Here is a 23,824-nt window from a genome sequence, read left to right as displayed (position 1 = left end):
GCGGGCGCGGGGTGGGACTTAGTAGAGAAGCAGGTCTGCAACTTCCCGCCGCCACTCAGCTTCATCAGCAGCGGCAAGCTCTTCGAGGTCATGGGGCTTCGAGGCAGGGGCATCGACCCAGTCCCGCAAGGTCGTGCTTCCATTGATGACGTCGATGGCGAGGCGATCGAATTCGTACTCGTACGGGAAATCGCGCCAGAGCGGATAATGCGGGTAGAGCCTACGGATGGCCTTGAGGGCCAAGGCCTGCAGCCGCCAGGGATTGAACCTTTCGTGATCGTAGAAGCCCGCTTCGGCATGGATCATCACGCCATGGCAAAGGGCGCCCGCGTGCTTGTGGAACGTCGGTTCGAACCAGCATTCCCGTAAAGCGCAGCCATCAAGCCATTGAGGGGCGAATGCCCTCATCTCTTCCAGCACGGCCTTTGCGTCGATATCGGGTGCGCCGAACAGGACCTCGAGCGGGCGGGTCGTTCCGCGCCCTTCCGACAGGGTCGTGCCCTCGATCATGACGGTTCCGGCATAGGCGCGGGCCATGTTGAGGTTGGCGGCGTTCGGGCTCGGATTGATCCAGATGCGATCCGCCGGCCATCCGTATCCCGGCCCCTCCCCGGGCCGCCAGCCTTCCATTGTGACCACCTGATAGTCGAGCTCGAGGCCGAACCGGCGGATGAACCACCGACCCATTTCCCCCATGGTCAGCCCGTGGCGCATCGGCATCGGGCCGGCGCCGACAAAGCTCTCCTGGCCCGGGATCAGGACGGTCCCCTCCACGGGGCGGCCAGCGGGGTTGGGGCGATCCAGAACCCAGACGCTCTTCCCGTGAGCCGCAGCTTCTTCCAGGAGATAGAGCAGCGTCGTCACGAAGGTGTAGATGCGGCAACCAAGGTCCTGCAGGTCGAACAGGAACACGTCCGCGCTTTCCATCATCGCGGCCGTCGGTCTGCGAACTTCGCCATAAAGGCTGAAGATCGGAATGCCGTAGGCGGGATCCACCTCGTCTAGGCTTTCAACCATGTTGTCCTGCTTGTCGCCCTTGAGGCCGTGCTGGGGGCCAAAGGCGCTCGTCACGTTCACCCCTGCCGCGATCAGCGCGTCCAGTGAATGGGCGAGATGCTGCGTTACGGAGGCCGGATGCGCGACGAGGGAAACGCGCTTGCCTTCGAGCGGGCGGCGCAACGCTGGATCTGCAAGCAGGCGATCGATACCGAATTTCATGTGTCGCTCGGTGCCGCAACCTCGTCAACGAAGCAAGCCGGATCGTGGAAGTCTGGCGCATCACTCATGTGCGCGCGGGCCCAGTAGCTCTTGTGGCCACCCTGCTCCTCGATCACCGCGGCAAGACCGTATCGCCATGGGGCCTTGGGCAACCCGGTTACCGGGATCGCGGCATCGAAGATCGCCATGTCGGTGCCGATGCGCATGGTGCAGTCGGGCTCACGAGGCATCGGGCGCTCCGCCATGCCTTCTCGCCGCCCGGTGAAGTCATAGACGTTCCACCGTTCGGAGGGGGACAGGTTGAGCTCGACGTAACCCGCTCCCTCGTCGGCCCGGAGGAACATCTCGAAACAAGTCGTCTGCCAAAGGCCATCGGCCCTGCCCCGTCCCGCAAAGGGTGGCACCACGAGCCTGCCCGCTCCCAGGATTTTCCAACGGGTGCGCAGCCACGTAGCATCCAAGCCGATGATCCGGGCCTCCACACTGCGAACGGCGATTGGTGGATGCGCCGGGTGATAGGTTAGTTCTGCCATCACCGGCATCGTAGATGGGCGACCTCGGCGGTGACAAACGGTTTTCCGCTGTGAAGAAGGCCCACGCCGCAGGTATCGCAATCCTCGCATCCTCGTGCTAGTCGCGCCGCTCATTTCAAGCCGAAGCGAGACAATGACCTACACTTCTTCCCTGCTCCGCCTGCTCGATGAGCGTGGCTACATCCACCAGCTGACCGATGCCGAGGGCCTGGACGCTCTTGCAGCCAAGCAGGTGGTGCCAGGGTATATCGGCTTCGACCCGACAGCGCCATCGCTGCACGTGGGGCACCTCGTCTCGATCATGATGCTGCGCCAGCTCCAGCGGGCGGGACACAAGCCCATCGTGCTGATGGGCGGCGGCACCGGCAAGATCGGCGATCCAAGCTTCAAGGACGAGGCGCGCAAGCTCCTGACCGAGGATACGATTGCGCAGAACGTCGCATCGATCCGCCGGGTCTTCGAGCGCTTCCTGACGTTCGGAGACGGGCCCAGCGATGCCATCATGGTCGACAACGCGGACTGGCTCGACAAGCTGGCGTACATCCCGTTCCTGCGCGACATCGGCCAGCACTTCTCGGTGAACCGCATGCTGAGCTTCGACTCGGTCAAGCTGCGTCTCGACCGCGAACAGTCGCTCAGCTTCCTCGAGTTCAACTACATGATCCTCCAGGCTTATGATTTCCTGGAGCTTTCTCGCCGCGCTGAATGCCGCCTGCAGATGGGCGGATCGGACCAGTGGGGGAACATCGTCAACGGAGTGGAACTGTCACGCCGCGTCGATGGCACGCAGGTGTTCGGGCTGACGACGCCGCTCCTCACCAATGCCGACGGTACCAAGATGGGCAAGACGGTCGGCGGCGCGGTCTGGCTGAACGAAGACGAGCTTTCGAATTTCGATTACTGGCAGTTCTGGCGCAACACCGACGACCGCGATGTCGGCAAGCGACTGCGCCTCTTCACCGACCTGCCGCTGGACGAGATCGTGCGCCTCGAAGCCCTTGAGGGAAGCGAGATCAACGCGGCAAAGATCGTCCTTGCCAACGAAGCCACGCGGTTGTGCCGCGGCGACGAGGCCGCGGCTGGAGCTTCCGCTACGGCCGAGGCCACCTTTGCGGGCGGCGGAATGGGCCTTGACCTGCCCACCGCCGAAGTTGGCTCCGATGGCATCCGGCTCGCTGCTGCGTGCATCGCTCTCGGTTTTGTCGCCTCCAACGGTGAAGCCAAGCGCAAGATCGCCGAAGGAGCGGTCCGCCTCGATGACGAAGTGCTTTCCGACCCGGCTTTCCTCGTCGTGGTAGAGCCTGGGACAAGTCGCAAGCTCAGCCTCGGCAAGAAGAAGCACGGGGTGCTCAGGGGCGTCTGAACCAGTAACCCCGGACCTTGGAGGAGACTCGGGTCCGGGGAGTTTACCGATTGTTTGCCAATTGCCCCTATGGCCGTCAGCGATCGTCAGGATAAAAAGGCATAGCAACGATGAGTGCGGGAGCTCAGCTCACTGTAACCGACAAGCGCCGCGCCACGCGCCACCCGGTCGATTACAACGTCGTCGCTGAGCATCGCCAGCTGGGCGATCTCGATCTGCACATCGTCAATCTTTCGGCGCAGGGTTTCATGGTTCAGGGCGAAGTGCCGCTGGACCGCGGGGAACGTCTCGTCATGCGCTTGCCGGTGATCGGTCGCATCGAGGCCCACATGATCTGGGCGCATGAAGGCCGTGCCGGCTTCCAGTTCGAGCGGATCATCCGTATCGACGATTTCCTAGCCTTGGTGGATACCCTGCAGCCGAATCCGCGCCTTCGCCCACGTCGTTAGGAACGGGACGGTGGCAAAGCTGAATCTCGCTTCGCCGCAGCCACGCAACACCTCGGCGCAGCAACAAAACTTTACATTGATATAATATATCGTCACAATTAGCGGCGTCTTCATGGACACCCAAACATCTCGACTCGCCATTCTGGCTGCCACCGGACTGCTCACCTCGCTCGCTGTCACGCACCCCAACCCAGTTCAAGCGCAGGAAGCGCCTCCGTCACCAGCCCGGACGACTGGCACCGCGCCGGCACACGCCCCAGCACACTCCAGCGAAGATGATGATGGCGAGGAGATCGTTGTCGTCGGCCATCCGCCGACCAACTACGGCTTGCTTGCTGCCACGGCGAGCATCTCGGGCGATGCTCTCGTTGCGCAGACACGTGGCCAGATCGGCGAAATCCTTAATTCCCTGCCCGGGGTCTCCTCGACCAGCTTCTCACCGGGCGCCTCGCGGCCGGTTCTGCGCGGTTTCAGCGGTGACCGGGTAAGTGTGCTGACCGATGGCATCGGCTCGCTCGACGCTTCCAATGTCTCGGTGGATCATGCCGTGGTGTTCGATCCGCTTACCGTCGACCACATCGACGTGTTCCATGGCCCCTCGGTTCTTCTCTATGGCGGCAATGCGATCGGCGGTGCAGTCAATGCCATCGACAAGCGCATTCCCCGGCAAGTACCTCGGCACATCACTGCAACCGGCATCGGCAGCTACGCAACCGCCGCCGACGAGCGTGCCCTAAGCGGATCGATCGATGCCCCCCTTGGCGACCGCTTTGTGGCGCATGTGGATGCATCCTGGCGCAAGAGCGATGATCTCAGGACAGGCGGACACATTTATTCGAAGGCGTTGAGAAGCGAGATGCTTCGAAGCGCCGAGCACCTTGCCCAAGAAGGAGAAACGGGGGAGGCGGCAGCTCTGACCCTTGAGTCCGATCGCTCGGGTCGTCTCCCCAACTCTGCCGCGCGCACGTCTACCGTTGGTGCAGGTCTCGCCTTCATCGACGCCGGTGGCAGCCTTGGTATTTCGTACCAGCACTACGACACATCCTACGGCGTACCGGAGCGTCCGGAAATCCACCACGACGATGAGGATGAGGGTGAAGGCCACGATCATGGCGAGGGGCCTGTCACCATCGGCCTGAAGCAGGACCGGTTCGACCTCAGGGGAGAGCTGAAGCTGGGCGGGTTCCTCGAGAGCGTCCAGCTTAGGGGGGCATATGCAGACTATGAGCACACCGAGTTCGAGGGCGATGAGGTGGGCACGGTCTTCCAGGGCGAAGGCATCGAAACCCGCGCCGACCTCGTGCAGGCGACCCGGGGCGGGTGGCGGGGCCGAAGCGGCGTGCAATACCTCTGGCGCAGCCTTGTCACGACGGGGGAAGAAGCCCTGATCCCTGACTATGAAGTCGAGCGGATCGGCGTGTTCACTCTGCAGTCGTACGATCTGGGCGCAGGGATCACGCTTGACGGGTCCGGTCGATACGACAGTTCGCGGGTCCGGTCGCAGGGCGCTGGCTACCGCAAGTCGTTCGACCTCTGGTCCGGAGCGCTGGGTGCGAGTTGGAAGTCGGGGAGCGGCCTCAATCTGGGCGCCAACTTCATCCATGGAGAACGCGCGCCTTCTCCGGAAGAGCTGCTGAGCGACGGCATTCACGTGGCCACGCAGTCCTACGAACAAGGCGACCCTACCCTCGGGATCGAGCGCAGCAACGGCTTCGAGGCGTTCCTGAAATACAGCACCTCTACCGTGGATCTTTCGCTGACCGGCTATATCACGGACTTCGACAACTACATCGCTCCCCTTGCCACCGGGGCTGAGGAAGACGGGCAACCCGTCTACCGCTACACGGGCGTGGACGCTCGCTTCAAAGGCTTTGAGGCGGCCGGAACGCTGAAGGCCATGACGTGGAACAACGGCGAGTTGAACTTCGACGCCGCCGCCGATTACACCCACGCCCAGATCAAGGGGGTGGGGCCGGTGCCGCGCATTCCTCCGCTTCGCCTGAGAGGCGGCAGCTCGGCCACTTTCGGCCAAATCCGGGTGCGTGGCGAGGTAGAATGGAACGCCAGGCAGAAGCGCGTGGGCGATTACGAGAACCGGACCTCTGCCTTCACGCTCGTCAATCTGAGCGCCGACTGGCATCCGGCAGGGGAAGATGGACCCGTCACGCTTATGCTGTCGGCCGACAATCTGTTCGACGTCACCGGTCGTCGCTCCGCATCGTTCACGCGTGACTTCGTGCCCATTGCCGGCCGCGACGTCCGCCTGACGGCAAAGTTCACCTACTGACGGATCAACACGGGGCATCTTGGCAAGGGGGGGCTACGCTGCCATTCAGGAAGCGTGAATCTCCCCCCTGCCCCACCCGCATCGACGCCGATGGCCGAACCCACTTCGCCCCTGCGCATACCTGATTACCGCCGTTTCTGGCTTGCGCGCTTTTTCGCGGTGCTTGCCACTACGGGCACCGTCGTGATCATCGGCTACCAGCTCTACGACGTCGCGCGGACAGAATACGGCATGTCGATCCAGGAAGCGGCGTTGCAGCTGGGCCTTCTCGGCTTCGCGCAGTTCCTCCCGGTCTTTCTGCTTACGCCGGTCGCGGGAGTGTTGGCCGACCGCTTCGACCGCCGCCGCGTGGCGGGCATCGCGTCCCTGCTCGACATGGGCGTAGCGCTGGGACTTGGCCTGACCACGGCGCTTGAGGTGCGCAGCCTGCCCGTCCTCTACTTCTTCGCTGTGCTGCACGGTACGGTGAGAGTGTTCATCAGCCCGTCGATGGCGGCGATCGCACCCAACATCGTTCCGGCCCGCCTGATACCCCGTGCCATCGGCTTCAACTCGATTGCGATGCAGGCTGGAACGATCATCGGTCCTGCCGCCTACGGGTTCATGTTCGCAGCCGACCATGCCTTGCCTTACTGGTCCTCCGCAGTCTTCACGCTGGGTGCGTCTGTCGCCATCCAGTCGATCCGGAACCTGCCGCCTCCGCGGCCGGATGCCCGCAAGGCCCACCCCATCCGCCAGATCGTGGAAGGCTTCCACTTCGTGTCGCGCGAACGCTTCCTTCTGGGATGCCTGACGCTTGACCTGTTCGCAGTGCTCCTTGGCGGCGCAACCGCGCTGATGCCCGTCTTCGCACGCGACATCCTGCACGTTGGGCCCGAGGGGCTTGGCCAGATGCGCGCGGCGACTGCCGCCGGTGCAGCCGTAGTGGCGCTGTGGCTCTCGTTCCGTCCCCTGCGCTCCAACGTTGGCGTCAAGATGCTCGTTGCTGTCGCGGGGTATGGCGCGATGACGGTGGCGTTCGGCCTTTCGAAGCACTTCGTGCTTTCTCTGGCCTTACTGGCCCTGCTCGGGGCAGCGGACATGATTTCGGTCTTCATCCGCAGTTCGCTTGTGCAACTGCGGACCCCCGATGAAGTGCGTGGCCGTGTCTCCGCGATCTCGGGCCTGGCCATCTCGGCCTCGAATGAGCTGGGAGAGCTTCAGTCCGGCTTTGCAGCCGCTCTTCTCGGTGCGACCGGCGCAGTTGTTTTCGGCGGAAGCGCTGCCATAGTGATAACCCTTGCCTGGGCCTGGCTCTTCCCCGAAATCCGCCGGGCCCGAACCTTCGAACCCCGTTGGGAGCAGACACCATGAAGGCCGACAGCATCCTCGCCACGATCGGCAACACTCCGCACATCCGCCTGGCGCGGCTCTTTCCCGACCATGAGGTGTGGGTTAAGGCAGAGCGCGCGAACCCCGGCGGCTCGATCAAGGACCGCATCGGCCTTGCGATGATCGAAGCCGCGGAAGCGGATGGCAGCCTCAAGCCCGGCGGCACGATCATCGAGCCTACTTCGGGCAACACCGGGATCGGCTTGGCAATGGCCGCTGCGGTCAAGGGCTACAAGCTGGTTCTCGTTATGCCGGAATCGATGTCGATCGAACGGCGCCGTCTGATGCTGGCTTATGGTGCCGAGTTCGACCTCACCCCTCGCGAAAAGGGCATGAAAGGCGCGATCGAGCGCGCGCGTGAACTGATCGAGGCAACGCCCGGGTCCTGGATGCCCCAGCAGTTCGACAACCCGGCCAACATCTCCGTCCACGTGAAAACGACGGCGCAGGAGATCCTGGCGGATTTCGCCGACACCCCGATCGACGTTCTCGTGACCGGCGTGGGCACCGGTGGCCATCTTACCGGCTGCGCCGAGACGCTCAAGGAAAGCTGGCCGCAGCTCAAGGCCTACGCGGTCGAGCCAACGCTTTCGCCCGTGATTTCCGGCGGGCAGCCCGGGCCGCATCCGATCCAGGGCATCGGTGCTGGCTTCATTCCGGGGAATCTGCACACGAAGTCCATCGATGGCGCCATCCAGGTGGATCCCGCCGATGCCAAGGACTGGGCGCGCCGCAGTGCCACGGTGGAAGGCATGCTGGTGGGCATCAGCTCTGGCGCCACTCTGGCTGCCATAGCCCAGAAGCTACAGGATCTGCCTGCCGGCAGCCGTGTGCTTGGCTTCAACTACGACACGGGCGAGCGTTATCTTTCCGTGCCCGATTTCCTGCCCGAGTAAGTCGAAAAATGGGGAACATGGAATGAGCGAGATGGGTCTGGAGCCGGTTCACTATGGCCACGGCGAGGTCGCACTCACCGGTTGGTTAGCCCGCCCAGAGCGTCAACCGCGCGCAGGCATCATCCTGTTCCCCACGATCACGAACGTGACAGCGCTCATGGAACGGCGTGCCGCAAGGCTAGCCGACGAGGGATACCTGGTGATGATCGCCGATTTCTACGGCGAACGGGTAGAAAGCTTCGAGGCCTCGTTCCCTCTGGCCGACAAGCTTCGATCGGACAACGGCTACTATCGCGAACGCATCGCTGCGGCAATTTCCGCTCTTCGGGAGCGAGCGGAGGGCCTTCGCCTGTTCGCCATCGGCCATTGCATGGGCGGGCAGGCCGTCCTGGAGGCTGCTCGCGCTGGCGAGTATCTGGCGGGAGTAGTCAGTTTTCATGGCACGCTGCCCACCCAGACGCCGGCTATACCGGGAACGATCACCGCTCGTATCCTCGTCTGCCATGGAGATGCCGACCCGCTCGCTCCGCGCGAGCACGTCCTGGCATTCTGGGAAGAGATGGACGCCGCCGGGGCCGACTGGCACTTCCATGCGTACAGTCATGTGAAGCACGGCTTCACCGACCCGGCAAGCGAGACCAAGGGTATGGCGTTCCTGGGCTATGATACGAGTGCCGACCGCCAGTCCTGGGCAGCGATGCTCTCGTTCTTCGACGAGATCATCGGCTGAATCGACTGGCCTCCGGGGCGGTCAATCCCCGATAGGCACCAGTTCTTCGCCATCCAATCGGCGATAGAAACAGCTGCGCGCCCCGGTGTGGCATGCGGGACCTTGCGGGCGGACCGTCAGTTCGATGGCGTCCTGATCGCAATCGACCCGCATTTCCTCGACATGCAGGAAGTGGCCCGACGTCTCACCCTTCATCCAGAGGGCTTGCCGGGAGCGGGAGTAGAAGTGTGCAATCTTCGTCTCGCGTGTCTTTGCAAGCGCTTCGGCGTTCATATAGGCCACCATCAAGATTTCTCGGGAAGCAGCGTCGACTGCGATCGCGATCAGCAGCCCGTTCGCATCGAACCTCGGGAGAAACGCTTTTCCTTGTTCGCGCTCGGCGACAGACACGTCCGACACGTCCCTCAATCCTTGTTTCAGACCATTGCGGCTTTATTGTTGCACGATAACCACAGGGCAGTGCCAAAATCCAGAACGCTGACGAATCCTCTTTCAAAAACGCGCGATTCGGGGAATTTTGCACATGCAGCTGGGGGGCTGCTTCTGACCCACAGGTCGCCCACAGGCAAGTGTCTGCTTTGACACGAACCAGGTAGGAAAGCGCCACGGTTCAGGGAAATGCGATCATGAGGGATCGGGCCAGGCGTGTTCAGGGGCGCAGCCGAACTGCGAAAGCCGGGCCCAGCAGTTTCGTCACGAGGACGCCCGGAACGCAGGTTCCGGGCGTTTTCGTTTGCACTCACGTTGCGTCCAGTGCCTCGTCCAGAACCCGGGCAAAGCAGGCGATAACCACCTTCTCCGCTCCCGCACGGCGCAAGGCTGAGACGCACGCGTTGCTCGTCGCACCGCTTGTAAGCACATCGTCCACCAGCAGCACCTTCTTGCCGCCAACTTGCGGCGCTCGAGCCGCGGCAATCGCGATTACTCCGGTAAGCGCACGCCTTCGGGCGAGCTTTCCCAACCCGCCAAGTGATGGCGTGGCCTTACGCCTGACAAGGGCATCAACGCAGAGCCGCCCGCCCGTGCCCCTTGCCAGATGGCGGGCCAGTTCGGCGGCTTGATTGTACCCTCGCTTCCACAGTCGCCAACGATGCAACGGTACCGGCACGACCACCCACTCCTCGTCTACGAAGCGAACTTTTGGCAGGATCATGCCGGCCATCATCGGAGCTAGGCCGAGACGACTCCCGTGCTTGAACGCTAGGACCAGCTTGCGGGAGCTGTCGTTGTAAAGCGTTGCCGCCGCGATCCCGGCATGCTTCGGCGGATCCTTGAGGCACGGGGCACAGGTTGCCCCTTCCAAGGCTGGTTCCCCAAAGGGACGGCAGCATGCGGTACATGCCGGCTCCCCCGGGACCGCCAGAGTGGCCCAGCACGGCGTGCAGAGTCCTGTCTGGGTTCCGATCCCATCCCCACATAGCGGGCAGCGCGGCGGGAAGATCAGGTCGACGAGCGGCTGAAGTGTCTGACCGATGGACATGAACCCGGTCTACCCACGCAGTCCATCTGCACAAAGTCGCACGAGGCTGGTTGCAACGTTTTAATCAAGGCGGCAGGGAGGTCTCATGGCAAGCAAAGCACCTCCCAGCATCTTCTCCCCACAGCGCCGCGCCGCCTCTCGCAGGCGGATGCTGGAACTGCAGAGAAGGAGGGACGATGCGGCACGGTACATCATCGACGACATGGTCGAAGACGTACCCGAACGCCTGTCGTTCCTGCGCTTCGAGCCTGCGAGCGCCCTGATCATCGGGGACTATTCCGGCGAGTTGGCTCGAACCTTGCGCACCTCAATGGTCGAGGTCACGGAACGGGAGCCAGGTTTCGGGTTCGAGGAGGAGGAGCCCTTCCCCTTCGAAGGGTTCGATCTCATTGCCAGCCTCGGAACGCTCGATACGGTCAATGACCTGCCCGGAGCCCTGGTTCACATGCGCAAGGCGCTTGCGCCGGGCGGTCTCATGATAGCCAGCTTCGTCGCTTCGGGCAGCCTGCCGGTCCTTCGCGAGGTGATGCTTGCGGCGGATGGGGATCGCCCTGCGCCGCGCGTTCATCCATCCATTGACGTGCGATCCGGAGCCCAGTTACTGCAACGTGCGCTGTTCGCCGACCCTGTTGCCGATCACCGAACCATCACTGTCGGGTTCCGAAGCCTCGATCGGCTGGTCGAAGACCTTCGGGAGCAAGGTCTCGGCAACGTGCTTGCCGACCCAAGCCCTGCGTTGGGTAAAGCTGCCTTTTCGCGTGCCCGCCACGCCTTTGCGGCCGCTGGTGCCAGCGGCCGCACAGTGGAAAGCTTTCAGATCCTGACCTTAACGGGCTGGAAGCGATAACCTTCCAGCCCGAGCCAGCTTAACCGAGCGCAGCCTGTGCAGCTGCAAGCCGGGCGATCGGCACGCGGAAAGGCGAAGCGCTGACGTAGTCGAGGCCAACCTTTTCGCAAAATGCGATCGAAGCGGGATCCCCGCCGTGCTCGCCGCAGATGCCCAGCTTCAACGCCGAATACGTCGCACGCCCGCGCTCTGCGCCCAGTTGCACAAGCTGGCCGACCCCTTCGATATCGAGGCTGACGAATGGATCGCGTGGGTAGATACCCTTTTCTACGTAAGGGCTGAGAAAACGCGCAGCGTCATCGCGGCTGACGCCGAGCGTCGTCTGCGTAAGGTCGTTGGTACCGAACGAGAAGAACTTCGCCTCCTCCGCAATCTCGCCGGCCATCAGCGCCGCGCGCGGAAGCTCGATCATCGTTCCCACGAGGTACTCGAGCGTCCGCCCCTTTTCCGCAAAGACCTTGGCAGCGGTCTCGTCGACGAGCTTGCGGAGGATCTGCAGTTCGCGCTTGGTGCCGACTAGCGGAATCATGACTTCTGGCACGATTGCCTCACCCGAAGCGAGCGCCACGTCGCAGGCCGCCTCGAAGATGGCGCGCGCCTGCATCTCGTAGATTTCGGGGAAGGTGATACCCAGACGGCAACCGCGATGCCCCAGCATCGGGTTGAACTCGTGCAGTTCGTCGGCCCTGCGCTTCAGAGTATCGACACCGATACCGATGGTCTCCGACAGCTCGGCGAACTCGGCGTCGGCGTGCGGGAGGAACTCGTGGAGCGGCGGGTCGAGCAGGCGGATGGTGACGGGCAGCCCTGCCATGACTTCGAAAATGGCCTGGAAATCGGCGCGCTGTTCGGGCAGCAGCTTTTCGAGCGCTGCGCGGCGGCTGGCCTCATCCTCTGCAAGGATCATCTGGCGGACAGCCGAGATGCGCCCTGCATCGAAGAACATGTGCTCAGTACGGCACAGGCCGATGCCCTCCGCGCCGAACTGGCGCGCCATGCGGCAGTCTGCAGGGGTTTCCGCGTTCGTGCGCACCTTCATGCGACGGTGTTTGTCCGCCCAGGTCATGAGCGTCGCGAAATCGCCCGCAAGTTCCGGCTCGATCGTCGGCACTTCGCCGGCCATGATCTCGCCCGTCGACCCATCGAGAGTGATGATGTCGCCTTCCTTGAGCGCGCGTTGCCCCATCCGCAGGGTGCGGCTCTTCATGTCGATTGACAGGCCCGATGCGCCCGACACACACGGACGGCCCATGCCGCGCGCCACCACTGCCGCATGGCTCGTCATGCCACCGCGAGCAGTGAGGATGCCTTTCGCCGCATGCATGCCATGGATGTCTTCCGGCGAAGTTTCCACGCGAACGAGGATCACCGCATCTCCGCGCTCCGCGCGCTTTTCGGCGGTGTCCGCGTCGAGCACGATCGCGCCGGATGCAGCGCCGGGCGATGCTGGCAGCCCCTTGCCAAGGATGTCGCGCGCCGCCTGAGGGTCAAGCGTCGGGTGCAGAAGCTGGTCGAGAGCCATCGGATCGACGCGCTTGATGGCGGTGGCCTCGTCAATGAGGCCTTCTTCGACCATGTCGACAGCCATCTTGAGCGCGGCCTTGGCAGTGCGCTTCCCAGAGCGGGTCTGCAACATCCACAGCTTGTTGCGCTCCACCGTGAATTCGATGTCCTGCATGTCGCGGTAGTGCTTTTCGAGCAGTTCGAACACCGCGGCGAGTTCGGCATATGCCTCGGGCATAGCCTCTTCCATCGACAGCGGCTTTGCGCCGGCACGCTCGCGCGCGGATCTGGTCAGGTACTGCGGGGTGCGAATGCCAGCGACGACATCCTCACCCTGTGCGTTGACGAGCCACTCGCCATAGTACGCCTTCTCGCCCGTGGCCGGGTCGCGGGTAAAGGCGACACCCGTTGCCGAGGTGTCACCCATGTTTCCGAAGACCATGGCCTGCACGTTGACCGCAGTGCCCCAGTCACCCGGAATGTCATTCAGGCGGCGGTAGACCTTGGCGCGATCGGAATCCCAGCTGTCGAACACAGCCTGGATGGCACCCCAAAGCTGTTCATGCACATCCTGCGGGAAGGCGCGTCCAAGCTCGTTCTGAACGATCGCCTTGTATTCGGTCACGATCTTGCGCCAGTCGGCGGCGGTAAGATCGACGTCGTTGTCATAGCCGTTGTCTTCCTTGGCTATCTCCAGCGCTTCCTCGAAAAGGTGGTGCTCGACGCCAAGAACGACATCCGAATACATCTGGATGAAGCGGCGGTAGCTGTCCCACGCAAAGCGATCGTCACCCGACGTCGCGGCAAGACCTTCCACAGTTGCGTCGTTGAGACCAAGGTTGAGGACCGTGTCCATCATTCCCGGCATCGAAACGCGCGCCCCGGACCGGACCGATACGAGCAGCGGGTCGGCCGCGTCGCCGAAGTTCTTGCCCACGGCCTTTTCGATATGGGTCAGCGCATCGGCAACATCGGCCCGAAGCTGATCGGAGAAATTCGCTCCCTCAGCGAGGTACTTGACGCATTCCTCGGTGGTGATGGTGAAGCCTGGCGGCACGGGCAGGCCGATCCCGGCCATCTCGGCAAGGTTGGCGCCCTTGCCACCGGTGATCACCTTGTCGCGCGAGCGGGGGTCGTCGTGCTTGACCCCGCCACCGAACGTGTAGACCTGCCTGATCATCTATCCCCTAACTTTCCCGAACAGGAATTGCGCAAGTTGAACGAACGAGGGGAAAACCTCCTACCCCTCGATCCGCGAGAAATCGGCAACATTGTGCACTGCAGCACGCAAGCGGGCAAGCAGGGCCAGTCGCGAATATCGTTTGTTGACGTCGGTATCGTTGACAGTCACCTGGTCAAAGAACGCGTCGATTGGCGCGCGAAGAGAAGCCAGGGCCATCATCGCAGATGCGAAGTCCTCTGCTGCAACTGCGTTTGCAGCTTCGGGTTCCGCAGCGTCCAATGCGTCCATGAGATTTTTCTCTGCCGGTTCAGGAGTATAGCCCCGACCGCGCTCCGCCTCGTGACGCATTTCCATCTTGGCCGCGATCACATCCGCGAGATCGGGATCTTCGACCAGAACGAGCGGATCCTCTTCACCGGTCTGCGCGATTTCCGCCTCTACGCCTTGCCAGTCTTCCTTCTTGAGGATGTTGGCCGCGCGCTTGTAGCCAGCGAGCAGGTTCGCGCCATCCTCGGTGGCAACGAATGCCTGTAGAGCATGGACACGTGTCAGAAGACGGACAAGATCATTCTCGCCCCCCAGGGCGAACACTGCATCGATCAGGTCGTGACGAACACCGGCTTCCTTCTGCTGAACCTTGAGGCGGTCGGCGAAGAAGTCGAGAAGATCGCCCTCGGCCACGGCAAACCGAAGATTGTTCTCGGTGATTATGCGGATGATGCCCAGAGCGGCGCGGCGCAGCGCGAACGGATCCTTGGAGCCGGTCGGCTTTTCGTCGATCGCGAAGAAACTGCGGAGCGTGTCCAGCTTGTCCGCCAGGGACACAGCGACGGTGACCGGCGCGGCGGGCACATCGTCTCCCTGCCCGACTGGCTTGTAATGGTCCCGAATAGCGTCGGCGACCGCTTCGGGCAGCCCCTCCGCGCGGGCGTAATAGCCTCCCATCAGACCTTGCAGTTCAGGGAATTCGCCGACCATCTCGGTCACGAGGTCTGCCTTGCACAACTCCGCCGCCTGGCGAGCCAGTGCCGGGTCGCAAGCTGGAACGATCCCTTCCGCAGCCAGCCACTCGGCCAGCTGCGCAACGCGCTGAACCTTCTCGGCGACGCTGCCGAGCTTTTCGTGGAAGGTGATGCGACCCAGCTTCTCGGCGTGAACCGAAAGCGAGGTTTTCTTGTCCTGCTCCCAGAAGAAGCGTGCGTCGGCGAGGCGGGCCGCAAGAACCTTGCGATTGCCCGCGACGATCCCCTCCCCGCCGTCCGTGGCATCGATGTTGGCCGTGCAGACGAAAGCGTTCGCCAGCTTGCCCTGCCCATCTTCGCACACGAAGTACTTCTGGTTCACGCGCGCGGTCAGCTGAATCACTTCGGGCGGCACATCAAGGAACGCCTCGTCAAAGCGCCCGAGGAGCGGCACAGGCCATTCGGTGAGGCCCGCGTTCTCGACAACCAGTCCTTCATCCTCGACAAGGGTGAGGCCTGCTGCGGCCGCGACGTTGCGTGCCTCGTCGCGAATCAGGTCCTGGCGCTCGACGTGATCGACGATCACGTGGCAGGCCGACAGCTTCGCGGCATAGTCGTCCGCACCGCCGATGGTGATGTCACCGGGTGCGTGGAAGCGGTGGCCCTTAGTCGCATAGCCCGAGCGGATGCCCCCCACCTCGCACTCGACCAGGTCCTCACCCAGGATCGCGACGATGCCCGAGAGCGGACGCACCCAGCGCAGCGACTCCGTCGAGATCGAGGAAGCCCCCCAACGTTGGGATTTCGGCCAGGGGAATGCCCGGACGATGGCCGGCACAGCTTCGGCAAGCACATCCTTCAAGGCACGGCCGGGCTTCTCCACGACGGCGAAGTACGTGTCCTTGCCTTTGACGTCACGAACCTGAAGCTGTTCCCGCGTCAGTCCGGTCTTGCGCAGAAACCCTTCCAACGCCTGCTCAGGTGCGCTGGTTGCCGGCCCTTTGGTTTCCTCGCTCACCGCCTCCGTTGTTTCCGGAAGACCACTGGCGATCAGGGCAAGCCGCCGCGGAGTCGACCAGACCGTGATCTGCGCCGGCGTCACGCCTGCGGCTTCCATTTCCTTGTGGAACAGCTTTTCCAAGTCCGCGCGGGCGCCGGCCTGCATGCGCGCCGGGATTTCTTCGCTGCGCAGCTCGAGAAGGAAGTCGGTCATACGCTCCACCCGGGGAACTTCGCTTCCCACTTGTCCTTGTTTACGTCGATCCATGCCTGGCATGAACCCTTGGCGAGGTCACGTACCCGCGCCATGTAGCTGGCGCGCTCTTGCACCGATATCACGCCGCGCGCTTGCAGCAGATTGAAAAGGTGCGACGCCTCGATCGCCTGATCATACGCGGCAAGGGGAACCTTCGCATCGATGCAGCGCATGCATTCCGCTTCGGCAGCCCTGAACCCGGCAAAGAGCGCATCGGTGTCGGCGATCTCGAAGTTGTACTTCGACTGCTGCTGCTCGTTGGCGAGGAAGACGTCTCCGTAAGTCACGCCTTCGTTGTTGAACCGAAGGTCGTAGACCCAGTCCACGCCCTGGATGTACATGGCCAGTCGTTCGAGCCCATAGGTCAGTTCGCCCGCGACGGGCTTGCAGTCAAAGCCGCCAACCTGCTGGAAGTACGTGAACTGCGTCACTTCCATGCCGTCGCACCATACTTCCCAGCCCAGACCCCATGCACCTAGCGTCGGGCTTTCCCAGTCGTCCTCCACGAACCGGATGTCATGCGCAAGCGGATCGACACCGATGGCGGCAAGGCTCTGAAGGTAAAGCTCCTGCAGGTTCTCGGGATTGGGCTTCAGGATCACCTGGTACTGGTAGTAATGCTGCAGCCGGTTGGGGTTCTCGCCGTACCGACCATCCGTCGGCCGGCGGGAGGGCTGGACATAGGCCGCCTTCCACGGTTCCGGTCCCAGCGCTCGAAGGGTGGTAGCCGGGTGGAAGGTGCCCGCACCCATCCGCATGTCGTAGGGCTGCAGGATGAGACATCCCTGCTTGCTCCAGAAATCATGGAGCGTCAGGATCATGTCCTGGAAGCTGAGCGGCTGTGCTGGTGCCTTTGGCGCGGCGGTCATCGTTTTCCCGTGAATATCGAGGCTCGCAGCCTTTGGCGGATCGAGCCTGTCAAATCAACTGCGCAAAGAACATGCTGAAGTCGCGCTTTCCTGTTGCATCCTTTCCGGGGCGCGTCCTCTGCGTTGTCTTCCCCTTCATCCGCAAACATGTTTCGTGCATAGGCGAGCCCTGTCTGTCGCTTTGCACCCCGCTCTACAGGAATTTCGATGTCTTTCCTCCGCATCTGGCTCCGCTCGCTTCTGAGCGCTTCCGCTTGCGCACCGCTGGCGCTGTTGCCCGTTCCAGTGATGGCGCAACCCTTGTCCTCGAACGAGCCAGGCCCTGCAGCGCAGGTGCGCCCTGCCCTCTGGAAGGTTGCGGATGAAGACACGACGATCTGGCTGTTTGGAACGATCCACGTTCTTCCGGAAGATGTCCGCTGGTACAAAGGACCCGTATCTGCTGCCTTCGACGAGGCGGAGGAACTGGTGACGGAAATTCCCATCGATGGGACTGCGGAAACCCAGGGCGTGATCGCTCGCAGGAGTATGCGAAGCGACGGCAGGAACCTTCGCGAAACCCTGCCCCCCGCACTTCGAACCGAATACGAAGCGGCGATGGTCGCGGCCGGGATAGCGCCGGCTGCATTCGACGCGAACGACACCTGGCTAGCGGCTCTGATGCTGACGCTGATCCCGCTCAGGAACGCGGGCTACAACACGGAAAGCGGCATCGATGCGCAGGTCGAATCCCGTGCCAGGGCCCGCCACATGCGCAATCACGCCTTCGAAACGGCGGAGTACCAGATTGGCCTGTTCGACGAACTGCCGGAGGAGACGCAGCGCTCTTACCTCGCCGAGGTCATAGCCCAGCTTCCCACCGTCAGGGCCGACATCGATGCGATGGTTCAGGCATGGAAGAGTGGCGACGCCGAGCATCTGGCCGCGCTTCTCAATGAAGACGAGAGCGATGCACATATGCGCCGGGTCCTGATCACGGATCGCAATGTCGCATGGGCGCGTTGGCTGAAGGAGCGGCTTGATAGGCCGGGAACGGTTTTCGTCGCCGTAGGCGCTGGGCACCTCGCTGGCGCCGGGAGCGTTCAGGACCAACTTGCCGCCTCCGGCATCACCTCCACGCGCGTGCAATAAGTCGTGCCCTGCAGCTTTCGTATTCCCGCTGCGTTGCTGCTGGCCGCCGTTCTCTTCGCCTGCTCGCCGCAGTCGCACGAGGCCGACCCGGCTCTCTGGCGAGTCGTGGACCGAGAGGGGCATGTAGGCTGGCTGTTCGGTACGATTCACTCTTCGGATCGTCCGGTGAACTGGCGCACTCCGGCGGTTGCTGCTGCGTTCGAACGGTCAGGCACGGTCATGGTCGAAGTGGCGAACCTTGCGGACGAACGAGAGGTCGCAGCCACCTTTGCCGAACTTGCGCGCAGCGAAGGTGAGCCGCCGTTGTCATTGCGGGTCGCTCCTCAGGATCGTCCCGCCGTTGAAAAGCTCCTGAAGAAAAGCGGCCATGCCGACCACGACTTCGCCGAAATGGACACATGGGCGGCCGCTTTGACCATCGCACGCGCTGGAGCCGAGGGAGAGGATACGCGCTACGGTGTCGACAGGGCGGTGATCGCCGCGGCAGGCGCGAGGCCGGTTCTGGAGCTGGAAGGCGCCGCCCGGCAACTCGGCCTGTTCGACAGCCTGCCCGAGCGTGAACAACGTGACCTGCTTGCCGCCGTAGTCAAGGAAGCTGCGGCGCCGGACCGCGGCCTGGCCAAGAGCTGGCGCAGCGGCGACATGACGGCAATCGAAAAGGAGACCCGCGCGGGCCTACTTGCGGATCCCGAGCTTCGGCAAGTCCTGTTCACGGGACGTAACCTCCGATGGACGGGCTTGATCGCGCGCCAGATCCGATCCGGGAAGCGCCCCTTCGTGGCTGTGGGGGCAGCTCACATGGCTGGCCCGGACGGCCTCCCGGCGATGCTTGCCGCAAGGGGGTTCCGGGTTGTCCGTGTTGAGTGACACGGCGTGGGATCATGGCTTGTCTTTTAGGGAGCTTGCGGGTAAGGGCCGCCGCTTCCCGTCATGGTCATCCCTGGAGGCGTGGCGGGCGGCACGATGTCGATGAGCGGCGTCGGCCGACACTATCCAGTTTTGAAAGGCAAGTCCCATGAGCGATACGCTTAACCTGCCGGCCGAGACGCGTGAACGGGCTGGCAAGGGAGCCTCCCGTGATCTGCGTCGCAACGGCCGCGTCCCCGCCGTCGTCTACGGCGGCAAGGAAGAACCCCTCGTGATCCACGTCGAGGAGAAGGAGCTGACCCGTCAGCTCATGACCGGTCACTTCTTCAACTCGATCGTCGAAGTCGAAGTGGGCGGCCAGAAGTTCCGGACGCAGCCGAAGGACGTTGCCTTCCACCCCGTCACCGACCGCCCGGTGCACGCCGACTTCCTGCGCCTCGCCAAGGGCGCGACGGTTCACGTCAACGTGCCCGTGGTCTTCGAGAACGAAGAGCTTTCGCCGGGCCTGAAGCGCGGCGGCGTGCTGAACATCGTTCGCCACGACCTCGAGCTGGTCTGTGACGCCGAGAAGATCCCGCACGAGATCAGCATCGACGTGACCGGTTTCGACGTGGGCGAATCGATCCACATCAGCCACGTCAAGCTGCCCTCGGGCGTCGAGAGCGCGATCACCGATCGTGACTTCACGATCGCCACGATCGCCGCTCCCTCCGCGCTGCGCAGCGCGGAAGGCGAGGACGGCAACGAAGAGGGTGAAGGCCAGTAAGCCTTCTTCAGCTTCGGTTTTGAATCGGCCCTTCCCGCACTGCGGGAGGGGCCTTTTCTTTGTCAGACCTGTTGATTGATGCAGCCAAGGAACCGCAATGGCCACGCAGCTCTGGGTCGGTCTGGGCAATCCCGGTCCGCAATACACCTTCAACCGCCACAACGTCGGATTCATGGTAGTCGACGCCCTGGCGGACATCCACAACTTCGGTCCGGTGCAGAAGAAGTTCCTGGGGTGGCTACAGGAAGGGCGCATCGGCAGCGACAAGATCCTGCTGCTCAAGCCGGCCACGTTCATGAACGAGAGCGGGCGCTCCGTCGGGGAGGCGATGCGCTTCTACAAGCTCGACCTCTCGGCCATCACCGTGTTCCACGACGAACTCGACCTGCCGCCATTCAAGGTGAAGGTGAAGCAGGGCGGCGGGCACGCCGGACATAACGGACTGCGGTCGATAGATCAGCACCTTGGCGCCGACTTTCGCAGGGTTCGCCTGGGAATCGGGCATCCCGGGCACAAGGATCGGGTAACCGGTCACGTCCTTGGCAATTATGCCAAGGCTGAGATGGACCCGCTGGCCGATATGCTGGGCGCCGTCGCCGCCGAGGCTGACCGGTTGGCAGCGGGGGACGACACACGCTTCATGAACGATGTGGCGCTTCGTCAGCAACCCTGAAGCTTCATGATGTCGAGTTAGTTTACAACCGTCGCTTACCAAAGGCGGTCTGGCGCTCAAAAACGAGAGTAATCGGCGTTTGGCACGGTCGTTGCGTAAGCTTGGTCAATCAACTTAACCGACTACAGGGGAAACCAACCAATGCTCCGCAAGACGCTGCTCGCGCTTTCCATCACCACCGCCGCAACCATCGGCCTGGCTACTCCGGCGCAGGCCACCTGGGGCCATAAGCACTACTGCAACTGCGGCCACTCGTCCGGCAAGAAGCAGTGCGGCGGCAGCACCTCCACCAGCAGCAGCACCTCGGGCGGCACGACGACAACTTCGGGCGGCACCACGACCTCGGGCGGCACGACCACTTCGGGCGGCACGACCACGTCCGGTGGTACGACGACCTCGGGCGGCACCACTTCCGGCGGTTCGTCGGGCGGCACGGCGGTTCCGGAGCCGGGCATGCTCGGCATGCTGGGCCTCAGCCTTCTCGGCCTGGCCTACGCTCGTCGCCGGAAGGCACGCGCCTAAGTCCTCCTGGCGACAGCCGCCAGACTATCTCCTCAAGGGCCGCTGCCGGTTTAGCCGGCGGCGGCCTTTGCCCGCGCAAGGTCCCGGGAAATGGCCCGGTTACCCGGATCGATGGCGGCAGCTCGCTCCAACAAGCGAACGGCCTCGCCGACATCCCGCCCGCTGTCGAGGCGTACGATGCCGGCTACGTAGAGGTAGTCCGGATTGTCGGGTGAAAGGGCCTGCGCCCTGTCTGCCCGGGCAATGGCCGAGGCGGCATCACCCAAGCGGCCTTGTGCAAGCGCCAGCCGTTTCAGCACTTCCGCGTCCTCACCACGCTGCAGCAGCCGAGTGTAGATCGCCACGGCGCGTGCCCACTGTTGGCGCGCGAGCGCATCTTCACCCTGCTCCACCAGCTCCATTGTCGCCTTAATCCGCGCAGGTTCCAGCCTTGCGCGAAGTTTCGCCGCTTCCGGCGCTCCCGCAGCGCGCGCCGCCTGTTCCGCCTGAACCAGCACCTCGGGCCTCGCAAGGCTGCTCTGCGCAAGCGGCTCCAGGGTCTTCCAGGCACCTTGCGCGTCGCCTGTCGCAAGCTCTGCCTGTCCGAGCATCAGCCGCGAATAAGGGTTGCCGGGAAGAACGAGCGCTGCACGGCGGAAGATGACGCGCGCCTGCTCCGCGTGCCCGAGGCGCAGCAGTGCCTCGCCATACGTCATGCTAAGTGCCGATCCCGGCTGCAGGGAAGTCTCGCGCGTTTGCAACGCCAGCCTGATCTTCTCCCACTCGCCTTTTTCCGAGAGGAGCTGGAAACGCAGTTCCTCTACCTGAGGGTCACCGGCATCGATCTTCGCGGCTCGCTCGACCAGGCTGATCGCATCGTCCACCTTGCCGAGCGCATCGTATTGGTTCGCGAGGGCCAGCATGGGCGCGGCCCGGTCCGGGAAGGCATCGATCGTCCTGCGGTAGGCTGCAATGGCTGCTTCGTCCTGCCCCTGTGCAGCGGCCAGATCGGCTGCCATCACCAGTGTTTCGTAGCTTTGCGGCGCCAATGACCTCATCCGCGCCAGAACCTTTCCCGCAGCGCCGAAATCCTCTGCAAGCAGCAGTTCCCGGCCATAGGCCGAGCCAAGACGCACATTGCCGCCCGCTTTCAGCCCCTGTTCGAACGCGTGTCGCGCCGCGTCCGCCTGGCCAAGCATCGCATATGCTTCCCCACGGATACGCCAACCGTCCACAGTCTCGTCACGTCCCAGCAGGTCGAGAGCCAACGTCGGGTCCTGCCTCAACAGGGCGACTTCGGCCTTGATCCGGGCCGGCGGCTTGCCACCGGCCCGCTCCAATCGACCGATTGCCCATTCCGCGCTGTCGGGATCGCCAAGCCTGAGGTGCGTCTCGGCCAGGAGGACAAGCATCGCATGGTCAGTCGGTCGCGCACGCAAAGCCTCTACGAGGTCAAGGCGCGCCTCCTGATAGTTCTCCTGAGCGAAGGCCGTCTGGGCGTCTCGGAAAACCGCCTCCGGGCTTTCCCCGCATGACGCGAGCGCAAAAAGTGCGGCGAAGGGCAAGGCAGGTCGAAGCAGGGAATTCATGTCGCACGGGTTAGAGGCAATGGCTGAACGTTCCGTCAATCCTGGTGCTGCTGCATCTCCTCTCGCGGACAAACTGGTCAAGTCCCGTCGAGGTCGCTATGGGCGCGGCAAAGGCCGCTTCCCGGCCATATCTGCTTTCGGAGTAATCGATGGGTTTTCGTTGCGGGATCGTTGGCCTTCCCAATGTCGGCAAGTCGACCTTGTTCAATGCCTTGACCGAGACGCAGGCCGCTCAGGCCGCGAACTATCCGTTCTGCACGATCGAGCCGAACGTGGGACAGGTCGGCGTGCCCGATCCGCGGCTCGACAAGTTGGCCGCCATCGCCGGCTCGGCCAAGATCATCCCGACCCAGCTGTCGTTCGTGGACATTGCCGGTCTCGTTCGTGGAGCGTCGAAGGGCGAAGGGTTGGGTAACCAGTTCCTGGGCAACATCCGCGAAGTGGATGCGATCATCCACGTCCTGCGCTGTTTCGAGAACGACGACATCCAGCATGTCGACAACAAGGTCGATCCGATTGCCGACGCGGAAACGGTCGAGACGGAACTGCTGCTCTCCGACCTCGAAAGCCTCGAGAAGCGAGTGCCCGCCGCCCAGAAGAAGGCGACCCAGGGCGACAAGGAAGCGAAGATCGTCGCTTCCGTCCTCGGCCAGGCGCTGGAACTCCTGCGGGAGGGCAAGCCAGCGCGCCTGACGGTGCCCAGGGACGAGGACGAGGCGCGCGTCTTTGCACAGGCCCAACTGCTCACCGCAAAGCCGGTGCTCTACGTCTGCAATGTGGAGGAAGAGGCCGCTTCCGCAGGCAATGCCTTCTCGGCGAGGGTGTTCGAGAAGGCAGCTGCCGAAGGTGCAAGCGCTGTCATCGTCTCAGCCGCGATCGAGGCTGAACTGACCGGGATGGAGCCTGACGAACGGATGGTCTTCCTTGAGGAAATGGGCCTTTCGGAAGCAGGCCTAGCCCGTATCATCCGGGCCGGCTACGCACTGCTGGAACTGCTGACCTTCTTCACCGTAGGCCCCAAGGAGGCCCGCGCATGGACAGTCCACAAGGGGGCGAAGGCTCCGGAAGCCGCCGGCACGATCCACTCCGACATGCAGCGCGGTTTCATCCGCGCCGAAACGATTGCCTACGACGACTTCGTCGCCTGCGAAGGCGAGGCCGGCGCCAAGGAAGCGGGCAAGTTGCGTCAGGAAGGCAAGGAGTACGTCGTCAACGACGGCGACGTCATGCACTTCAAGTTCAACGTTTGACGGACGGCGCAGGGGAGGCGGCGATCTGCCTCTCCTGCACGAAAGCGGATGCATCCATTCGGCACTTTCCGCCGTGAGCGTGCGTTACCATGGCGGGAGGC

At 63.3% G+C, this 23,824-nt stretch carries 21 protein-coding genes and 1 pseudogene; 13 read left to right on the top strand and 9 right to left on the bottom strand.

The features are described from left to right. Positions 1–18: 18 nt before the first annotated feature. Positions 19–1,218: an exo-beta-N-acetylmuramidase NamZ family protein gene (locus GR702_RS08845; RefSeq protein ID WP_160985529.1), complete on the bottom strand. Its 1,200-nt coding sequence runs from the start codon at positions 1,216–1,218 to the stop codon at positions 19–21. Beyond that, complete coding sequence (locus GR702_RS08840) at positions 1,215–1,751, bottom strand: DOMON-like domain-containing protein (RefSeq protein WP_160985528.1); 537 nt, start codon at positions 1,749–1,751, stop codon at positions 1,215–1,217. Before GR702_RS08840 ends, GR702_RS08845 begins: the two co-directional genes overlap by 4 nt. A 133-nt stretch (positions 1,752–1,884) precedes the next feature. On the opposite strand from GR702_RS08840, the gene tyrS reads away from it, so the two are divergent. The 6 genes from tyrS to GR702_RS08810 all read left to right on the top strand — a co-directional run bounded on the left by tyrS (position 1,885) and on the right by GR702_RS08810 (position 8,847). After that, on the top strand, positions 1,885–3,114 hold the full coding sequence (gene tyrS, locus GR702_RS08835; protein ID WP_160985527.1) for a tyrosine--tRNA ligase: 1,230 nt from the start codon (positions 1,885–1,887) through the stop codon (positions 3,112–3,114). Positions 3,115–3,224: 110 nt separating this feature from the next. Then, positions 3,225–3,563 carry a PilZ domain-containing protein gene (locus GR702_RS08830; protein WP_160985526.1) on the top strand — a complete coding sequence of 113 codons (339 nt, stop codon included), beginning with the start codon at positions 3,225–3,227 and terminating at the stop codon, positions 3,561–3,563. Positions 3,564–3,675: 112 nt separating this feature from the next. Continuing rightward, the gene (locus GR702_RS08825; protein WP_160985525.1) at positions 3,676–5,850 is read left to right on the top strand and encodes a TonB-dependent receptor; all 2,175 of its coding nucleotides are present in this window, start codon (positions 3,676–3,678) and stop codon (positions 5,848–5,850) included. A gap of 90 nt (positions 5,851–5,940) precedes the next feature. After that, positions 5,941–7,203, top strand: coding sequence for an MFS transporter (locus tag GR702_RS08820; RefSeq protein ID WP_160985524.1), 1,263 nt, complete (start codon positions 5,941–5,943; stop codon positions 7,201–7,203). Next, positions 7,200–8,117: a cysteine synthase A gene (gene cysK, locus GR702_RS08815; RefSeq protein WP_160985523.1), complete on the top strand. Its 918-nt coding sequence runs from the start codon at positions 7,200–7,202 to the stop codon at positions 8,115–8,117. The genes GR702_RS08820 and cysK overlap by 4 nt, the downstream gene beginning before the upstream one ends. A gap of 22 nt (positions 8,118–8,139) precedes the next feature. Further along, on the top strand, positions 8,140–8,847 hold the full coding sequence (locus GR702_RS08810) for a dienelactone hydrolase family protein (RefSeq protein ID WP_160985522.1): 708 nt from the start codon (positions 8,140–8,142) through the stop codon (positions 8,845–8,847). 21 nt (positions 8,848–8,868) lie between these two features. Here GR702_RS08810 and hisI read toward each other — a convergent pair whose 3' ends face one another. The 3 genes and pseudogenes from hisI to GR702_RS22665 all read right to left on the bottom strand — a co-directional run. After that, entirely contained in the window at positions 8,869–9,246 is a 378-nt protein-coding gene (hisI, locus tag GR702_RS08805) for a phosphoribosyl-AMP cyclohydrolase (RefSeq protein ID WP_160985521.1), read from the bottom strand. Between the two features lie 340 nt (positions 9,247–9,586). After that, the gene (locus tag GR702_RS22670) at positions 9,587–10,000 is read right to left on the bottom strand and encodes a ComF family protein (protein ID WP_337192563.1); all 414 of its coding nucleotides are present in this window, start codon (positions 9,998–10,000) and stop codon (positions 9,587–9,589) included. Positions 10,001–10,132: 132 nt separating this feature from the next. Then, a pseudogene (locus GR702_RS22665) lies at positions 10,133–10,327 on the bottom strand (double zinc ribbon domain-containing protein); the annotation flags it as partial. A gap of 85 nt (positions 10,328–10,412) precedes the next feature. Between GR702_RS22665 and GR702_RS08795 the strand changes: the two are divergent. After that, positions 10,413–11,174: a methyltransferase domain-containing protein gene (locus GR702_RS08795; protein WP_160985519.1), complete on the top strand. Its 762-nt coding sequence runs from the start codon at positions 10,413–10,415 to the stop codon at positions 11,172–11,174. Between the two features lie 19 nt (positions 11,175–11,193). Here GR702_RS08795 and ppdK read toward each other — a convergent pair whose 3' ends face one another. The 3 genes from ppdK to GR702_RS08780 are packed head-to-tail and all read right to left on the bottom strand — an operon-like array spanning position 11,194 to position 16,946. After that, positions 11,194–13,857 (bottom strand): pyruvate, phosphate dikinase, encoded by a 2,664-nt coding sequence (gene ppdK, locus GR702_RS08790; protein WP_160985518.1) that lies wholly within the window; start codon positions 13,855–13,857, stop codon positions 11,194–11,196. Positions 13,858–13,917: 60 nt separating this feature from the next. Beyond that, positions 13,918–16,035 (bottom strand): glycine--tRNA ligase subunit beta, encoded by a 2,118-nt coding sequence (gene glyS / locus GR702_RS08785; protein WP_160985517.1) that lies wholly within the window; start codon positions 16,033–16,035, stop codon positions 13,918–13,920. After that, entirely contained in the window at positions 16,032–16,946 is a 915-nt protein-coding gene (locus GR702_RS08780; protein WP_160985516.1) for a glycine--tRNA ligase subunit alpha, read from the bottom strand. The genes glyS and GR702_RS08780 overlap by 4 nt, the downstream gene beginning before the upstream one ends. Positions 16,947–17,153: 207 nt before the next feature. Between GR702_RS08780 and GR702_RS08775 the strand changes: the two genes are divergently transcribed. From GR702_RS08775 to GR702_RS08755, 5 genes are all read left to right on the top strand, one after another. Then, positions 17,154–18,077, top strand: coding sequence for a TraB/GumN family protein (locus GR702_RS08775; protein WP_160985515.1), 924 nt, complete (start codon positions 17,154–17,156; stop codon positions 18,075–18,077). A 3-nt stretch (positions 18,078–18,080) separates the two neighbouring features. Continuing rightward, the gene (locus tag GR702_RS08770) at positions 18,081–18,944 is read left to right on the top strand and encodes a TraB/GumN family protein (protein WP_337192555.1); all 864 of its coding nucleotides are present in this window, start codon (positions 18,081–18,083) and stop codon (positions 18,942–18,944) included. A 148-nt stretch (positions 18,945–19,092) separates the two neighbouring features. Next, positions 19,093–19,710 (top strand): 50S ribosomal protein L25/general stress protein Ctc, encoded by a 618-nt coding sequence (locus GR702_RS08765; RefSeq protein ID WP_160985514.1) that lies wholly within the window; start codon positions 19,093–19,095, stop codon positions 19,708–19,710. Positions 19,711–19,807: 97 nt separating this feature from the next. Next, a complete protein-coding gene (gene pth, locus GR702_RS08760; protein ID WP_160985513.1) occupies positions 19,808–20,383 on the top strand; it encodes an aminoacyl-tRNA hydrolase in 576 nt (191 codons plus the stop codon). Positions 20,384–20,524: 141 nt separating this feature from the next. Next, on the top strand, positions 20,525–20,905 hold the full coding sequence (locus GR702_RS08755) for a PEP-CTERM sorting domain-containing protein (protein WP_160985512.1): 381 nt from the start codon (positions 20,525–20,527) through the stop codon (positions 20,903–20,905). Between the two features lie 50 nt (positions 20,906–20,955). Here the strand turns inward: GR702_RS08755 and GR702_RS08750 are convergent, their stop codons facing one another. Next, positions 20,956–22,473 (bottom strand): tetratricopeptide repeat protein, encoded by a 1,518-nt coding sequence (locus GR702_RS08750; RefSeq protein WP_160985511.1) that lies wholly within the window; start codon positions 22,471–22,473, stop codon positions 20,956–20,958. Positions 22,474–22,622: 149 nt separating this feature from the next. Between GR702_RS08750 and ychF the strand changes: the two genes are divergently transcribed. Then, complete coding sequence (ychF, locus tag GR702_RS08745) at positions 22,623–23,723, top strand: redox-regulated ATPase YchF (RefSeq protein WP_160985510.1); 1,101 nt, start codon at positions 22,623–22,625, stop codon at positions 23,721–23,723. The last annotated feature ends 101 nt before the right edge of the window (positions 23,724–23,824 follow it).

The sequence above is a fragment of the Novosphingobium silvae genome, from assembly GCF_009856825.1.
GTDB classification, from domain to species: domain Bacteria; phylum Pseudomonadota; class Alphaproteobacteria; order Sphingomonadales; family Sphingomonadaceae; genus Novosphingobium; species Novosphingobium silvae.
Note: the sequence above shows the minus strand (reverse complement) of the source record. Positions and strands in the feature narration are given on the sequence as shown.

Bases quoted from the DNA above. Each gene is read 5' to 3' on its own strand.
- GR702_RS08845 (WP_160985529.1), bottom strand. From the start codon at position 1,218: ATGAAATTCGGTATCGATCGCCTGCTTGCAGATCCAGCGTTGCGCCGC.
- GR702_RS08840 (WP_160985528.1), bottom strand. From the start codon at position 1,751: ATGGCAGAACTAACCTATCACCCGGCGCATCCACCAATCGCCGTTCGC.
- tyrS (WP_160985527.1), top strand. From the start codon at position 1,885: ATGACCTACACTTCTTCCCTGCTCCGCCTGCTCGATGAGCGTGGCTAC.
- GR702_RS08830 (WP_160985526.1), top strand. From the start codon at position 3,225: ATGAGTGCGGGAGCTCAGCTCACTGTAACCGACAAGCGCCGCGCCACG.
- GR702_RS08825 (WP_160985525.1), top strand. From the start codon at position 3,676: ATGGACACCCAAACATCTCGACTCGCCATTCTGGCTGCCACCGGACTG.
- GR702_RS08820 (WP_160985524.1), top strand. From the start codon at position 5,941: ATGGCCGAACCCACTTCGCCCCTGCGCATACCTGATTACCGCCGTTTC.
- cysK (WP_160985523.1), top strand. From the start codon at position 7,200: ATGAAGGCCGACAGCATCCTCGCCACGATCGGCAACACTCCGCACATC.
- GR702_RS08810 (WP_160985522.1), top strand. From the start codon at position 8,140: ATGAGCGAGATGGGTCTGGAGCCGGTTCACTATGGCCACGGCGAGGTC.
- GR702_RS22670 (WP_337192563.1), bottom strand. From the start codon at position 10,000: ATGATCCTGCCAAAAGTTCGCTTCGTAGACGAGGAGTGGGTGGTCGTG.
- GR702_RS08795 (WP_160985519.1), top strand. From the start codon at position 10,413: ATGGCAAGCAAAGCACCTCCCAGCATCTTCTCCCCACAGCGCCGCGCC.
- ppdK (WP_160985518.1), bottom strand. From the start codon at position 13,857: ATGATCAGGCAGGTCTACACGTTCGGTGGCGGGGTCAAGCACGACGAC.
- glyS (WP_160985517.1), bottom strand. From the start codon at position 16,035: ATGACCGACTTCCTTCTCGAGCTGCGCAGCGAAGAAATCCCGGCGCGC.
- GR702_RS08780 (WP_160985516.1), bottom strand. From the start codon at position 16,946: ATGACCGCCGCGCCAAAGGCACCAGCACAGCCGCTCAGCTTCCAGGAC.
- GR702_RS08775 (WP_160985515.1), top strand. From the start codon at position 17,154: ATGTCTTTCCTCCGCATCTGGCTCCGCTCGCTTCTGAGCGCTTCCGCT.
- GR702_RS08765 (WP_160985514.1), top strand. From the start codon at position 19,093: ATGAGCGATACGCTTAACCTGCCGGCCGAGACGCGTGAACGGGCTGGC.
- pth (WP_160985513.1), top strand. From the start codon at position 19,808: ATGGCCACGCAGCTCTGGGTCGGTCTGGGCAATCCCGGTCCGCAATAC.
- GR702_RS08755 (WP_160985512.1), top strand. From the start codon at position 20,525: ATGCTCCGCAAGACGCTGCTCGCGCTTTCCATCACCACCGCCGCAACC.
- GR702_RS08750 (WP_160985511.1), bottom strand. From the start codon at position 22,473: ATGAATTCCCTGCTTCGACCTGCCTTGCCCTTCGCCGCACTTTTTGCG.
- ychF (WP_160985510.1), top strand. From the start codon at position 22,623: ATGGGTTTTCGTTGCGGGATCGTTGGCCTTCCCAATGTCGGCAAGTCG.